Origin of the sequence: Streptomyces sp. DSM 15324 (assembly GCF_001514285.1) — a bacterium.
Lineage (GTDB): Bacteria > Actinomycetota > Actinomycetes > Streptomycetales > Streptomycetaceae > Streptomyces.
Genome location: NZ_KQ949025.1, coordinates 752,846 through 766,571, shown reverse-complemented (window position 1 = coordinate 766,571; position 13,726 = coordinate 752,846). Strand labels below are relative to the sequence as shown.

9 protein-coding genes and 1 riboswitch are annotated in these 13,726 nt (G+C 71.4%); of the genes, 6 read left to right on the top strand and 3 right to left on the bottom strand.

Going from position 1 to position 13,726, the window contains the following annotated elements:
* The 4 genes from nuoL (at nucleotide 1) to recQ (ending at nucleotide 7,417) form a co-directional block, all read left to right on the top strand.
* A complete protein-coding gene (nuoL, locus tag AQJ58_RS13840; RefSeq protein ID WP_067249403.1) occupies nucleotides 1–1,965 on the top strand; it encodes an NADH-quinone oxidoreductase subunit L in 1,965 nt (654 codons plus the stop codon).
* A gap of 5 nt (nucleotides 1,966–1,970) precedes the next feature.
* The gene (locus tag AQJ58_RS13835) at nucleotides 1,971–3,542 is read left to right on the top strand and encodes an NADH-quinone oxidoreductase subunit M (protein WP_067249401.1); all 1,572 of its coding nucleotides are present in this window, start codon (nucleotides 1,971–1,973) and stop codon (nucleotides 3,540–3,542) included.
* A complete protein-coding gene (nuoN, locus tag AQJ58_RS13830; RefSeq protein ID WP_067249398.1) occupies nucleotides 3,539–5,188 on the top strand; it encodes an NADH-quinone oxidoreductase subunit NuoN in 1,650 nt (549 codons plus the stop codon). Before AQJ58_RS13835 ends, nuoN begins: the two co-directional genes overlap by 4 nt.
* Nucleotides 5,189–5,374: 186 nt before the next feature.
* On the top strand, nucleotides 5,375–7,417 hold the full coding sequence (recQ, locus tag AQJ58_RS13825; RefSeq protein ID WP_067249395.1) for a DNA helicase RecQ: 2,043 nt from the start codon (nucleotides 5,375–5,377) through the stop codon (nucleotides 7,415–7,417).
* Between the two features lie 543 nt (nucleotides 7,418–7,960).
* Here recQ and AQJ58_RS13820 read toward each other — a convergent pair.
* Together AQJ58_RS13820 and fahA are read right to left on the bottom strand one after the other, a co-directional pair.
* Nucleotides 7,961–8,899: a M56 family metallopeptidase gene (locus AQJ58_RS13820; RefSeq protein ID WP_067249761.1), complete on the bottom strand. Its 939-nt coding sequence runs from the start codon at nucleotides 8,897–8,899 to the stop codon at nucleotides 7,961–7,963.
* Between the two features lie 199 nt (nucleotides 8,900–9,098).
* Entirely contained in the window at nucleotides 9,099–10,310 is a 1,212-nt protein-coding gene (gene fahA, locus AQJ58_RS13815; RefSeq protein WP_067249392.1) for a fumarylacetoacetase, read from the bottom strand.
* 273 nt (nucleotides 10,311–10,583) lie between these two features.
* Between fahA and AQJ58_RS13810 the strand changes: the two genes are divergently transcribed.
* Nucleotides 10,584–11,408 (top strand): HAD family hydrolase, encoded by an 825-nt coding sequence (locus AQJ58_RS13810; protein WP_067249390.1) that lies wholly within the window; start codon nucleotides 10,584–10,586, stop codon nucleotides 11,406–11,408.
* 12 nt (nucleotides 11,409–11,420) lie between these two features.
* On the opposite strand, the gene AQJ58_RS13805 is transcribed toward AQJ58_RS13810, so the two are convergent.
* Nucleotides 11,421–11,891, bottom strand: a complete 471-nt coding sequence (locus AQJ58_RS13805) for a transglycosylase SLT domain-containing protein (protein WP_067249387.1) — start codon at nucleotides 11,889–11,891, stop codon at nucleotides 11,421–11,423.
* A 5-nt stretch (nucleotides 11,892–11,896) separates the two neighbouring features.
* A riboswitch (cyclic di-AMP (ydaO/yuaA leader) is annotated at nucleotides 11,897–12,092 on the bottom strand.
* A 436-nt stretch (nucleotides 12,093–12,528) separates the two neighbouring features.
* On the opposite strand from AQJ58_RS13805, the gene AQJ58_RS13800 reads away from it, so the two are divergent.
* Nucleotides 12,529–13,539: a polyprenyl synthetase family protein gene (locus tag AQJ58_RS13800; protein WP_067249384.1), complete on the top strand. Its 1,011-nt coding sequence runs from the start codon at nucleotides 12,529–12,531 to the stop codon at nucleotides 13,537–13,539.
* The last annotated feature ends 187 nt before the right edge of the window (nucleotides 13,540–13,726 follow it).

Below are 13,726 nucleotides of genomic sequence, written 5' to 3'. Positions count from 1 at the left end.
GTGGAGAACCTGATCGCGCTGCTGATCGCGGCGCCCCTGCTCGGAGCGGCCGTCCTCCTGGTCGGCGGCCGCCGGCTCGACGCCGTCGGCCATTGGATCGGCACGCTCCTCGCGGCCGTCTCCTTCGTGTTCGGTGTCGTCCTCTTCGCTGACCTGCTCAGCAGGAGCGCCGACGACCGGACGCTCACCCAGCACCTGTTCACCTGGATCCCGGTCGAGGGCTTCCAGGCGGACGTCGCCTTCCGCCTCGACCAGCTGTCGATGACGTTCGTGCTGCTGATCACGGGCGTCGGCTCGCTGATCCACGTGTACTCGGTCGGGTACATGGAGCACGACGAGCGGCGCCGCCGCTTCTTCGGCTACCTCAACCTCTTCCTCGCGGCGATGCTGCTGCTCGTCCTCGCCGACAACTACCTGCTGCTGTACGTCGGCTGGGAGGGCGTCGGTCTCGCCTCCTACCTGCTCATCGGCTTCTGGCAGCACAAGCCCAGCGCGGCCACCGCGGCGAAGAAGGCGTTCCTGGTCAACCGCGTCGGCGACATGGGCCTGTCGATCGCCATCATGCTGATGTTCACCACCTTCGGGACCTTCGCCTTCGGCCCGCTGCTCGGCTCCGAGGGCGAGCCGGGTGCCGCGGGCGACGCGAGCGAGGGCCGGCTGACCGCCATCGCCCTGATGCTGCTCCTCGCGGCCTGCGGCAAGTCCGCCCAGGTACCGCTGCAGTCCTGGCTCGGGGACGCCATGGAGGGCCCGACGCCGGTCTCCGCCCTCATCCACGCGGCGACGATGGTGACCGCGGGCGTCTATCTGATCGTCCGCTCCGCGGCCATCTTCAACGGCGCGCCCGACGCCCAGCTCGTCGTCACCGTCGTCGGAGCGGTCACCCTCCTGTTCGGTGCGATCGTCGGTTGCGCGAAGGACGACATCAAAAAGGCCCTGGCCGGCTCCACCATGTCGCAGATCGGCTACATGGTGCTGGCCGCCGGCCTCGGCCCGATCGGCTACGTCTTCGCGATCATGCACCTGGTGACGCACGGCTTCTTCAAGGCCGGGCTGTTCCTCGGCGCGGGCTCCGTGATGCACGGCATGAACGACGAGGTCGACATGCGCAGGTACGGCGGCCTCCGGACATACATGCCAGTCACCTTCGCCACCTTCGGCCTCGGCTATCTGGCGATCATCGGCTTCCCGTTCCTCTCCGGTTTCTACTCCAAGGACGCGATCATCGAGGCCGCCTTCGCCAAGGGCGGCACGCAGGGGTGGATCCTCGGCGGCGTGGCCCTCCTGGGCGCGGCCATCACCGCGTTCTACATGACGCGCGTGATGCTGATGACGTTCTTCGGCGAGGAGCGCTGGCGGAACCAGCCCACCCGGTCCCCGCAGGCGCCCAGCGCCGAGCCCGCCGCGGAGCACCACGGCGAGCACGCCGAGCCCCACCCGCACGAGTCGCCCAAGATCATGACGATCCCGATGGTCGTGCTGGCCGTGGGATCGGTGTTCGGCGGCTTCTTCTTCCACCTCGGCGACCGCTTCCTGCACTGGCTGGAGCCGGTCACCGGACACAGCGAGGGTGACTCGCCGGTCAGCGCCGCCACCGTGACGGCCGCGACCCTCGTGTGCCTGGTCGTCGGCGTCGGACTGGCCTACGCCCAGTACGGCCGCCGCCCGGTCCCGGCCGTCGCCCCGCGCGGGTCGCTGCTCACCCGGGCCGCCCGCCGCGACCTGCTGCAGGACGACTTCAACCACGTCGTCCTGGTCCGCGGCGGCGAGCACCTCACCCGCTCCCTGGTCTACGTCGACCACACCCTGGTCGACGGAGTCGTCAACGGCACGGCGGCCTCGGTCGGCGGCCTCTCCGGACGGCTGCGCCGACTGCAGAACGGCTTCGCGCGGTCGTACGCGGTCTCGATGTTCGGCGGTGCGGCGCTCCTCGTCGCCGCGACCCTGCTGATGAGGGCGGTCTGATACCGATGTCCTTTCCTCTGCTGACAGCGACGGCCGCGCTCCCGGCGATCGGGGCGGTGGCCACGGCCGCCGTCCCGGCCGCCCGGCGCAATGCCGCCAAATCGCTGGCCCTGCTCGTCTCGCTCGGCACCCTCGCCCTGGCGATCGCCGTCCTGGTGCGCTTCGACCCGGACGGCAGCCGCTACCAGCTCACCGAGTCCCACGCCTGGATCGCGGACTTCGGCGTCCGCTACGAACTCGGTGTGGACGGCATCGCGGTCGCGCTCATCGCGCTCACCGCGCTGCTGATCCCGTTCATCATCCTGGCGGGCTGGCACGACGCCGACCCGCTGGAGACCGGCAGTCGGCGCTGGCGGCCCACGCAGGGCTTCTTCGCCCTGATCCTGGCCGTCGAGGCGATGGTGATCCTCTCCTTCGAGGCCACCGACGTCTTCCTCTTCTACATCTTCTTCGAAGCCATGCTCATCCCGATGTACTTCCTCATCGGCGGCTTCGGCGACCGCGCCCACGAGCACGGCGAGCAGGCGGCGTCCACGCAGCGGTCGTACGCGGCCGTGAAGTTCCTGCTGTACAACCTGGTCGGCGGTCTGATCATGCTGGCCGCGGTGATCGGGCTGTACGTGGTCGCCGGGAGCTTCTCGCTCACCGAGATCGCCGACGCCCGCGCGAGCGGCTCGCTGCACATGGCGACCAGCACCGAACGCTGGCTCTTCCTCGGCTTCTTCTTCGCCTTCGCGGTGAAGGCGCCCCTGTGGCCGCTGCACACCTGGCTGCCCAACGCCATGCAGGAGTCCACCGCCCCGGTCGCCGTCCTCATCACCGCGGTCGTCGACAAGGTGGGCACCTTCGCGATGCTCCGCTTCTGCCTCCAGCTGTTCCCGGAGGCCAGCAAGTGGGCGACGCCCGCGATCCTCGTCCTCGCGCTGATCAGCATCGTCTACGGGGCGCTGCTCGCCGTCGGCCAGCGCGACATCAAGCGGCTGGTGGCCTACGCCTCGATCTCGCACTTCGGCTTCATCATCATGGGGATCTTCGCGATGACCAGCCAGGGCCAGTCGGGCGCCACGCTCTACATGGTCAACCACGGCATCTCGACGGCCGCCCTGATGCTGGTCGCCGGCTTCCTGATCTCCCGGCGCGGCTCGCGGCTCATCGCCGACTACGGCGGGGTGCAGAAGGTCGCCCCGGTCCTCGCCGGCACGTTCCTGATCGGCGGTCTGGCGACCCTGTCGCTGCCCGGGCTCGCACCGTTCGTGAGCGAGTTCCTGGTCCTCGTCGGCACGTTCTCGCGGTACCCGGCGATCGGCATCATCGCCACCTTCGGCATCGTGCTCGCCGCGCTGTACACCCTCGTCCTCTACCAGCGGACGATGACGGGCCCGGTGAAGGCCGAGGTCTCCACGATGCCCGACCTCCGCGCGCGCGAGCTCGCGGTCGTCGCCCCGCTGATCGTGCTGCTGATCTTCCTGGGCGTCTATCCGAAGCCGCTCACGGACATCGTCAACCCGGCGGTCCAGCAGACCCTCTCCGACGTACATCAGAAGGACCCCCGGCCCGAGGTGGAGGCGGCCAAGTGAGCGCAACAGCCGTCCACAGCCTGTGGACAACGGCGGCCGATCCGATCGCCAAGATCGACGCGCCGAAGATCGAATACGGGCAATTGTCGCCCACCTTGATCGTCGTGGGTGCGGCGATCGTCGGAGTGCTCGTCGAGGCGTTCGTGCCGCGCAAGCACCGCTACTACGCACAACTGTTCGTGTCCGTCGTGGCGCTGGCCGCCGCGTTCGCCGCGGTCGTCGCCCTCGCGGCCGACGGGTACGGCACGACGAAGGCCCGCATCGCCGCCATGGGCGCGATCGCGGTCGACGGACCGGCCCTCTTCCTCCAGGGCACGATCCTGCTGGCCGCCCTGGTCGGCCTGTTCACCTTCGCCGAACGCCGCCTCGACCCCGAGGCCCACGGCAACCGGGTCGATTCCTTCGCCGCCCAGGCGGCCTCCGTGCCCGGCAGCGACAGCGAGAAAGCGGCGGTCAAGGCCGGTTTCACCACCACCGAGGTCTTCCCGCTGCTGCTCTTCGCGGTCGCCGGCATGCTGGTCTTCCCGTCGGCCAACGACCTGCTGACCCTCTTCATCGCCCTGGAAGTCTTCTCGCTGCCGCTCTACCTCCTGTGCGCCCTGGCCCGCCGCAAGCGGCTCATGTCGCAGGAGGCCGCGGTCAAGTACTTCCTGCTCGGCGCGTTCGCCTCCGCCTTCACCCTCTTCGGCATCGCCCTGCTCTACGGCTACGCCGGCTCGGTGTCCTACGGGACGATCTCCCAGGTCGTCGACGGCACCGTGAAGAACGTGAACCCGGCGCTCGCCGACACCATGGGCAACGACGCGCTGCTGCTCGTCGGCACCGCGCTGATCGTCATGGGCCTGCTGTTCAAGGTCGGCGCCGTGCCGTTCCACATGTGGACGCCGGACGTCTACCAGGGCGCCCCCACCCCGGTCACCGGCTTCATGGCCGCGGCGACCAAGGTGGCCGCCTTCGGCGCGCTGCTGCGGGTGCTGTACGTCGTCCTGCCCGGCCTGCGCTGGGACTGGCGGCCGGTCATGTGGGGCGTCGCGATCATCACCATGCTGGGCGGCGCGATCGTCGCGATCACCCAGACCGACATCAAGCGGCTGCTGGCGTACTCGTCCATCGCGCACGCCGGTTTCATCCTCGCGGGTGTCATCGCGACCACCCCCGACGGTGTCTCGTCCGTGCTGTTCTACCTGGCCGCGTACTCCTTCGTGACGATCGGCGCGTTCGCCGTGGTGACCCTGGTGCGCGACGCGGGCGGCGAGGCCACGCACCTGTCCAAGTGGGCGGGGCTGGGCCGGCGGTCGCCGCTGGTCGCGGCCGTGTTCGCGGTGTTCCTGCTGGCCTTCGCCGGTATCCCGCTGACCTCCGGGTTCGCCGGGAAGTTCGCCGTGTTCAAGGCGGCCGCCGAGGGCGGCGCCGGGCCGCTGGTGGTGGTCGGTGTGATCTCGTCGGCGATCGCCGCGTTCTTCTACATCCGCGTGATCGTGCTGATGTTCTTCAGCGAGCCGAAGCCCGAGGGCCCGACCGTCGCGGTCCCGTCGCCGCTGACGATGACCGCCATCGGTGTCGGTGTCGCGGTCACCCTGGTGCTCGGTGTGGCGCCGCAGTACTTCCTGGACCTGGCGAACCAGGCCGGGGTGTTCGTGCGCTGACCCGCATCAGGCGCCTACGACGGGCCCGGCCCCTCGGATTCCGAGGAGCCGGGCCCGTTCGCGTGTGCGATCGAGGTGTGATGTGCCCGGGGAAACCGAGCGAGCCTGTGGATAACTCCGGCGGTGTCGGTCCGGACCCCTATCGTGGATGCAGTGGTCGAGGGACGACGTACGGGGGACGAGACGATGGGCGGGACGGGCGGGATCGGCGAGATGACAGGGATCACCGGGACACCGGGGCGGACCGAGAGCGAGGCCCTGGCCACGCTGCACCGGGTCTTCGGGTACGAGGCCTTCCGCGGCGAGCAGGAAGAGGTCATCGAGCATGTGGTGGCCGGCGGGGACGCGGTCGTCCTCATGCCGACGGGCGGGGGAAAGTCGCTGTGCTACCAGATCCCGGCCCTCGTCAGACCGGGCACGGGGGTGGTCGTCTCGCCGCTGATCGCCCTCATGCAGGACCAGGTGGACGCCCTGCGGGCGCTCGGTGTGCGCGCCGGGTTCGTCAACTCCACCCAGGACTTCGACGAGCGGCGCGTGGTCGAGGCCGAGTTCCTCGCGGGCGAACTGGACCTGCTGTACCTCGCGCCGGAGCGGCTGCGGCTGGAGTCCACACTGGATCTGCTCTCGCGCGGCAAGATCTCGGTCTTCGCCATCGACGAGGCGCACTGCGTGTCCCAGTGGGGCCACGACTTCCGCCCCGACTATCTGTCCCTCTCCCTGCTCGGTGAGCGCTGGCCGGACGTCCCGCGCATCGCGCTCACCGCGACGGCCACCCACGCGACGCACCAGGAGATCACCCAGCGGCTGAACATGCCGGCCGCCCGGCACTTCGTGGCGAGCTTCGACCGCCCCAACATCCAGTACCGGATCGTGCCCAAGGCGGACCCCAAGAAGCAGCTCCTGGGCTTCCTGCGCGAGGAGCACGCGGGCGACGCGGGCATCGTGTACTGCCTCTCGCGCAACTCCGTGGAGAAGACCGCCGAGTTCCTCTCGAAGAACGGCGTCGAGGCGGTCCCGTACCACGCGGGCCTGGACGCCGGCACCCGAGCGGCGCACCAGGCGCGGTTCCTGCGCGAGGAGGGCCTGGTCGTCTGTGCGACCATCGCCTTCGGCATGGGCATCGACAAGCCGGACGTCCGCTTCGTAGCCCACCTCGACCTGCCCAAGTCGATCGAGGGCTACTACCAGGAGACCGGCCGCGCGGGCCGGGACGGCCTCCCCTCGACGGCCTGGATGGCCTACGGCCTCAACGACGTCATCCAGCAACGCAAGCTGATCCAGTCCGGCGAGGGCGACGAGGCGTTCCGCCGGCGGGCCACCGCCCATCTGGACTCCATGCTGGCGCTGTGCGAGACCGCCCGGTGCCGTCGGGGTCAGCTCCTGGCCTACTTCGGGCAGGAGCCCGCGGCGGCGGGCTGCGGCAACTGCGACACCTGCGTCGCCCCGCCGGAGACCTGGGACGGCACGATCGCCGCCCAGAAGGTGCTGTCGACGGTGGTGCGGCTCCAGCGGGAGCGCGGGCAGAAGTTCGGCGCGGTGCAGATCGTCGACATCCTGCTGGGCAGGCGCACGGCCAAGGTCATCCAGTTCGACCACGACCAGCTGTCCGTGTTCGGCATCGGCGAGGAGCTCACCGAGGGCGAATGGCGGGGCGTCATCCGGCAGTTGCTGGCGCAGGGGCTCCTCTCGGTCGAGGGGGAGTACGGCACCCTGGTGCTGACCGAGTCCAGCGGCGAGGTCCTGCGGCGGGAGCGGGAGGTGCCGCTGCGCAAGGAGCCCGAGAAGCCGGTGACACCCAAGGCGTCGGGCTCGTCGTCCGGGGGGAAGGGCAAGGCCAGAGCGGCCGTGGCCGAGCTGCCCGAGCAGCTGCAACCCGCCTTCGAGGCACTGCGCGCCTGGCGCGCCGAACAGGCCCGCGAGCAGGGCGTCCCGGCGTACGTCATCTTCCACGACGCCACCCTCCGGGAGATCGTCACCGTATGGCCGACGTCGGTACGTGAGCTGGGCGGCATCAGCGGGGTCGGCGAGAAGAAGCTGGCGACGTACGGGGAGGGCGTCGTCGCGGTCCTGGCGGAACTGGACGGCGCGCGGAGTCCGGGCGCCGGTGCCGGCGAGACGGCCGGCGTCATCACCGGAGCCGCCGCCGGCACGGGGCCCGGCACCGAGTCCCGCTCCGACGACGACTGGCCCGAGATGGACATGGAGCCCGAGCCGGACGACTGGATATAGCGCCCGGCCGAGACCGGGACCGAGACCGGGACCGAGACCGAGACCGGGATGGGGACGGAGGCCGGGATGGGGACGGAGGCCGCCGGGCCGCCGGACGGGCGGGGCGGACCGCAGGGGACGGGTCAGACCGGTGCGGCCGGGCGGCCATGGCGCGGGCGGTGAGCGGGGCCGGGCAAGCTGGGCGGCCATGGCGCGGGCGGTGATCGAGGCCGGGCGGCCGACGGTGCTCGGTGCGCCGTGGGCGGCACCGTGCACCGGGGCGGCCGGGTCCCCGGTGAGGCGGTCCGGGGTGGCGCCGAGCAGATCGTGGGCGGACTGCGCGAGGCCCGCCGCATCCACCCCGGTCAGGGACCGGGTCGGCGGCGCCACGGCGTCGACCGAGACCGGCGCCCCGTACGGTCGGGGTCCGGTTCGGGGCCGTCGAGCAAGCCGGTGAACAGAGCGGCGCCGCCCGGCCGCAGTGCGCGCAGCACGTCGAGCGCGGCGGCGCGGACAGCCGCTTCCGGCACGGCCCGGGCGGCGGCGAGTGCGCCGCCGCGCCTCTCACGCCAGGGCGTTGAGGCCCGGTGCGAAGGCGATCAGCAGCGGGAGCAGAGGCACCAGCCCGGCCACCGCCGTCGTCAGCGCCCGGTGTCTGCGGCCCAGCCGGGGCGGCGGCTCCAGGAGGCGGTCGACGCGCTCGCCGAGGAGACGGTGACTGGAGGCGCACGACAGGACACCCCGGTGCTGGTTCAGCTCGATCAGTGCCAGGGCGGTGGTCAGGTGACCGCAGCGGCGGGAGGCGGTGTCGTCGGCGGCGAGTTCGACCAGGCGGTGGGTCTGGTCGCAGAAATGAGAGAAGAGCGGAATGCGGGGGAATCCGGTGGCCAGGGCGGTCGAGAGGTGCAGCAGCCAGTCGTGGTGGGCGCGGGCATGGCCGCGCTCATGGGTCAGGACGGCGTCCAGCTGGTGGGAGGTGAGGCGGTGCAGGGCGCCGGTGGTGACGATCAGCTGGGGCGGGTTGCCGGGCATCCACCAGGCGTCGGGGTACTCGTCCTCCAGCACGAGCAGCGGGCCCCGGGCGGACGGCAGGCCCGCGGGCAGCTCGGGGGCGCGCTCCCGCAGATGGGCGCGGGTCTGGCCGCGGCGCCGGCGCGCCTCGACGAGCTCCCGGGCCAGCATCGCGGTGGTCCAGGCGGCCCCGCAGGCCAGCAGCAGGGTGAGCGCGGTGGCCCAGGGCGGGGCGGCGGAGAGGTCGTACGCCTCGGTGACCGCGGGCGGCGCGGGTGCGAACACCTGGGCGCGGACGGTGTGGAAGACGGCGGCGGCACCGAGCACCAGCGCCGTCAGGCAGCACAGCAGGACCGTGGCGACCAGGCACTGCCACACCCACAGCGCCACCACCGGCTCCCGCTCCGGCCACTTCGCCCGGGTCAGCGCACGCGGCACCGGCACGGCGGCCGTCACCGCGACGGCGCTCAGCAGGAGCACGCAGACGGTCATGCCATCGGTCATGCCAGGGGCTCCGGATCCTGGTCGGAGAGGACGGGCGAAGGACGCACCGGGTGCGGCGGGGCCGTGCTCCGGGAGCGGAGGTCCGGCCGGTGGTGCGGACGACGTGCGGCGGGAGCGGCACGAAAACCGCACCCGCCGCCAGTATGACGGCGCCGACCGCCTGCGTCAGCCTGCGCGGAGCAGGCCGTCATCCCGCCACGATCCGCCCGCTCACCTCCCCGAGCCCCACCCGCAGGCCGCCGGGACCGGGGGCCCATGCCGACAGGGTCACCTCGTCGCCGTCCTCCAGGAAGGTGCGCTTGCCGTCGGGGAGTTCCAGGGCGTCGCGGCCGTTCCAGGTCAGCTCCAGCAGGGAGCCGCGCTGCTCCGGCTCCGGGCCGCTGACGGTGCCCGAGCCGTAGAGGTCGCCGGTGCGCAGGGAGGCGCCGTTCACGGTCATGTGGGCGAGCTGCTGGGCGGCGGTCCAGTACATCGAGGCGAAGGGCGGTTCGGACACGACGTGCCCGTTGATCGCGATCGAGAGGCGCAGGTCGTAGCCGGCGGGCTCGGCGTCGCTGTCGTCCAGGTAGGGCAGCAGCGGGTGGGTGCGCCCGGGCGGCGCCACCCGGGCCTCCTCCAGCGCCTGAAGCGGGGTGACCCAGGCCGACACCGAGGTGGCGAAGGACTTGCCGAGGAACGGACCGAGGGGGACGTACTCCCAGGCCTGGACGTCCCGGGCGGACCAGTCGTTGAGCAGGCACAGGCCGAACACGTGGTCCCGGAAGGAGCCCGCGGCCACCGGCTTCCCCATCGCCGACGGCACGCCCACCACGAAGCCGACCTCGGCCTCGATGTCGAGGCGGACGGACGGTCCGAACACCGGGGCGGGATCCGTCGGGCCCTTGCGCTGGCCCGAGGGGCGGACGACGTCCGTGCCGGAGACGATCACCGTGCCCGAGCGGCCGTGGTAACCGATCGGCAGGTGCTTCCAGTTCGGGGTGAGCGAGTCGGGTGCGTCGGGGCGGAAGATCCGGCCGACGTTGCGGGCGTGGTTCTCGGAGGCGTAGAAGTCGACGTAGTCCGCGACCTCGAACGGCAGATGCAGGGTCACCGAGGACAGGGCGTGCAGGTGCGGTTCGAGGGCGGCGCGGTGCGCGGGGTCGGTGACGGCCGCCGTGAGGGTGCTGCGGACCTCCGACCAGGTGGTGCGGCCCGCCGCCAGCAGGGGGTTGAGGGTCGGCCGGGCGAGCAGGGCGGCGTGCGGCGAGCCGAGCGCACGGGCCGCGGCGCCCGCGTCCAGGACGTGGTCGCCGAGCCGGACGCCGACGGTCCGCTCCGCCGCGGCGGGGAGCGAGAAGACGCCGTAGGGAAGGTTGTGCGCGCCGAAGGGGTCGCCCTCGGGGATGTCGAAGGGGGGCATCGGGTACTGCCTCTCTTTCGTGCTCACCATGTCGTGCTCGCGTCCGCTCCGCGGGTGCGGGCGGCCGGGCCACACGTTACGTCCGGCCCCGGGCGAGCGGCACGGGTCGTTGTCCCGGCGATATGCCGGAAAGACGTTTCCCGGACCGGTGTTCACCCGCGATCGGTGAGTGATCGGTCAACAAAAGAGGGGGAGTTGACACAAGGGGGCCGGACTCCGTCCTGGTCCGGTGCACGTCGAGTCCGGGGGGTGCGGGGTCCGTATTCTCTGATCATGGCCGCACCCACCGCATATGCCGAGCGCACCACGTACTCCCTCGTCGCCACCGACCTGGACGGGACGCTGCTGCGCGGCGACGACACGTTCTCCGACCGGTCGCTGGACGCGCTCGCGCGGGTGGCGGCGGCCGGCGCTCGCCATCTGGTGGTGACCGGCCGGCCCGCGCCCCGCGTACGACCGCTCCTGGACCGCCTGCACAGCAGAGGACTCGCGGTGTGCGGACAGGGCGCGCAGTTGTACGACGCCGGCGGGGACCGTCTGCTGTGGTCGGTCACCCTGGACCGGGAACTCGCGGAGACCGCGCTCGGCAAGATAGAGGCCGAGGTCGGGCAGGTGTACGCGGCCGTGGACCAGGACGGTGTCGACGGGCTCACGCTGATCGAGCCGGGCTACCTGATGCCGCACCCGACGCTGCCCGCCCTGCGCGTGGAGCGCCGCGACGACCTGTGGTGCGAGCCGATCAGCAAGGTGCTGCTGCGCCATCCGACGCTCTCCGACGACGAACTGGCCTCCACGGCCCGCGCGGTGGTCGGCTCACTCGCCACCGTCACCATGTCCGGGCCGGGCACGGTGGAGCTCCAGCCGTGCGGGATCACCAAGGCGACGGGGCTGGCCCTGGCCGCCGAGCATCTGGGCATCGGGCCCGGGGACACCATCGCCTTCGGGGACATGCCCAACGACATCCCGATGTTCGACTGGGCCGCCCACGGGGTCGCGATGGCCAATGCCCATCCGGAGCTGAAGGCGGTGGCAGACGAGGTGACGACGTCGAACGAGGACGACGGCGTGGCCGTCGTCCTCGAACGTCTCTACCGGTAGCCGTGGGGCGGCTCAGTACGCGCCGAACACGTTGTCGATCGAGCCGTAGCGGGCGGCCGCGTAGTTGCAGGACGCGGTGATGTTGGCGACCGGGTCGTACGGGTTCCAGGACGTGCCGGAGACGTGGTACGCGTTGAAGGTCGGGTCGATGATCTGCAGCAGCCCCTTGGAGGGGGTGCCGGCGGCCGCGTTGGAGTCCCAGAGGTTGATGGCGTACGGGTTGCCCGAGGACTCCCGGATCACGTTGCGGTAGATGCCGTTGTAGGTGCCGGGGATCCCGTGCTGCGCCATGACGTGGAGCGAGGCGCGGATCCAGCCGTCGAGGTTGTTGGCGTAGCCGAGGCTGGTGGCGGTGGCCACGGTCGGCGTGGCCGCGGAGGCGGTGGTCGCGCCGAGGATCGGCAGGGCGAGCACGGTGACGCCGGTGGCGGCGACGGCGAGCGTGCGGGCGAGTCGGCGGGCACGGCGGGGCTGAGCAGGCATGGCGAAGTTCCTCTCCGTCGCCTGCGAGGTGAGCTGTCGGGTTCGGGCGGGAGCTGCCCGGCCGTGCCCTCACGGACACGACTTCACCCCAAGCCGTACCGGACTGTCCGGAGCATGCCCAAAGGCACGGCCCGGCTGACCGGTGCGGCGACTTACCTGGTTCCCCCGCTCCTGCCGTGGTGTTCTCGGTGGGTGTACGGGCGGCGGCAGGATTAGGCGTCCGCCCGACAGGCCGGGAACGTATGCGAGAGCACATGTCCGGAACAAGTAGCGAATTCACGGTTAGCCCCTATTGACCTTGGTCCATGGCCTTTGGGGCGCTTGATCCTTTGTGGCTGCAAACCCTCAACTCGCCCGTGGCGGCCGAGGTGTCGGGGTGCGGTGAAGGGGAACCGGAAGGGGGTCGGTTCGGCTGGGCGAGTGAGGCAACTCACCGGGGTCCACAAGAGGGGTGAATCGGGCAATAAACCCAGATGGCGCCTTAAGGGGTGCCCCTTCTCATAGGGCCTGTCCGGGCTGTAACCGTGGGGGCTCGCGGTGATCGAAACCTGACCGGATACGCTGACTTGAGTGAGCGCAGAGACCTATCGACAAACCGCGTAGCCGCCGATAGACACCAGCAGACAGGAGACTCCTCGTGACCGTCGTCGAGCCGTTTGGGCTGAGCGTGCGGGGCCAGGCTCTGGAAGCCGATGTCCAGGCCGGAATGGCGGCTGTCGAGGAAGGCTTGCTCGAGGCCACCAAGAGCGAGGTCCCGTTCATCACGGAGGCGGCCCAGCACCTGCTGCGGGCCGGTGGGAAGCGGTTCCGGCCACTGCTCGTGATGCTCGCCGCGCGCTTCGGCGACCCGTACGCGCCGGGGGTCGTCCCCTCCGCGGTCGTCGTCGAGCTCACCCACCTGGCGACCCTGTACCACGACGACGTGATGGACGAGGCCGCGGTGCGGCGCGGCGTGCCCAGCGCCAACGCCCGCTGGGGCAACTCGCTCGCCATCCTCACCGGCGACTTCCTCTTCGCACGCGCCTCGCACATCCTGGCCGACCTCGGCCCGGAGGCGGTGCGGGTGCAGGCGGAGGCGTTCGAGCGGCTGGTCACCGGCCAGATCCTGGAGACCGCCGGCCCGGTCGACGGCCGTGACCCGGTCGACCACTACCTCGACGTCCTCGGCGGCAAGACCGGCTCCCTCGTGGCGGTGTCCTGCCGCTTCGGAGCGATGATGTCGGGCGCCGACGAGACCGTGGTGGACGTGCTCACCCAGTACGGGGAGCGGCTCGGGGTCGCCTTCCAGCTCGCCGACGACGTCCTGGACATCGCCTCCGACTCGCACGAGTCGGGCAAGACGCCCGGCACCGACCTGCGCGAGGGCGTCCCCACCCTGCCGGTGCTGCGGCTGCGCGAGCGGGCGGCCCAGCAGGCGCTTCCCGAGGACATCGCGCTGTGCGAACTCCTCGACTCCGATCTGAGCGACGACGCCAGGCTCGCCGAGGCGGTCGCGGCCCTGCGCGCCCACCCGGCGCTGGAGCAGGCCCGCCGCGACACCGTGCGCTACGCGGAGGAGGCCCGCGCCGCGCTGGCCCCCCTCGCGGAGTGCGACGCCAAGGCGGCCCTCATCGGGCTCTGCGACGCGGTGGTCCACCGCGCCGGCTGACGCCTTCCGGCTGACGCCTTCCGGCTGACGCCTTCCGGCTGACGCCTTCCGGCTGACGCCTTCCGGCTGACGCTCCGGGTTGGCGCTCCGGGTTGGCGCCGCCCGCCACCCCTCCCACCCCTGCCCGCTCGTCGTCCCCCACCCCTAGGGGGCGGAGTACCCCCTGTGTCCCTCGTGTCATACCGCA

Coding starts and splice junctions, on each gene's coding strand:
- AQJ58_RS13835 (WP_067249401.1), top strand. CDS start 1,971: ATGTCCTTTCCTCTGCTGACAGCGACGGCCGCGCTCCCGGCGATCGGG.
- recQ (WP_067249395.1), top strand. CDS start 5,375: ATGGGCGGGACGGGCGGGATCGGCGAGATGACAGGGATCACCGGGACA.
- AQJ58_RS13820 (WP_067249761.1), bottom strand. CDS start 8,899: ATGACCGTCTGCGTGCTCCTGCTGAGCGCCGTCGCGGTGACGGCCGCC.
- fahA (WP_067249392.1), bottom strand. CDS start 10,310: ATGCCCCCCTTCGACATCCCCGAGGGCGACCCCTTCGGCGCGCACAAC.
- AQJ58_RS13810 (WP_067249390.1), top strand. CDS start 10,584: ATGGCCGCACCCACCGCATATGCCGAGCGCACCACGTACTCCCTCGTC.
- AQJ58_RS13805 (WP_067249387.1), bottom strand. CDS start 11,891: ATGCCTGCTCAGCCCCGCCGTGCCCGCCGACTCGCCCGCACGCTCGCC.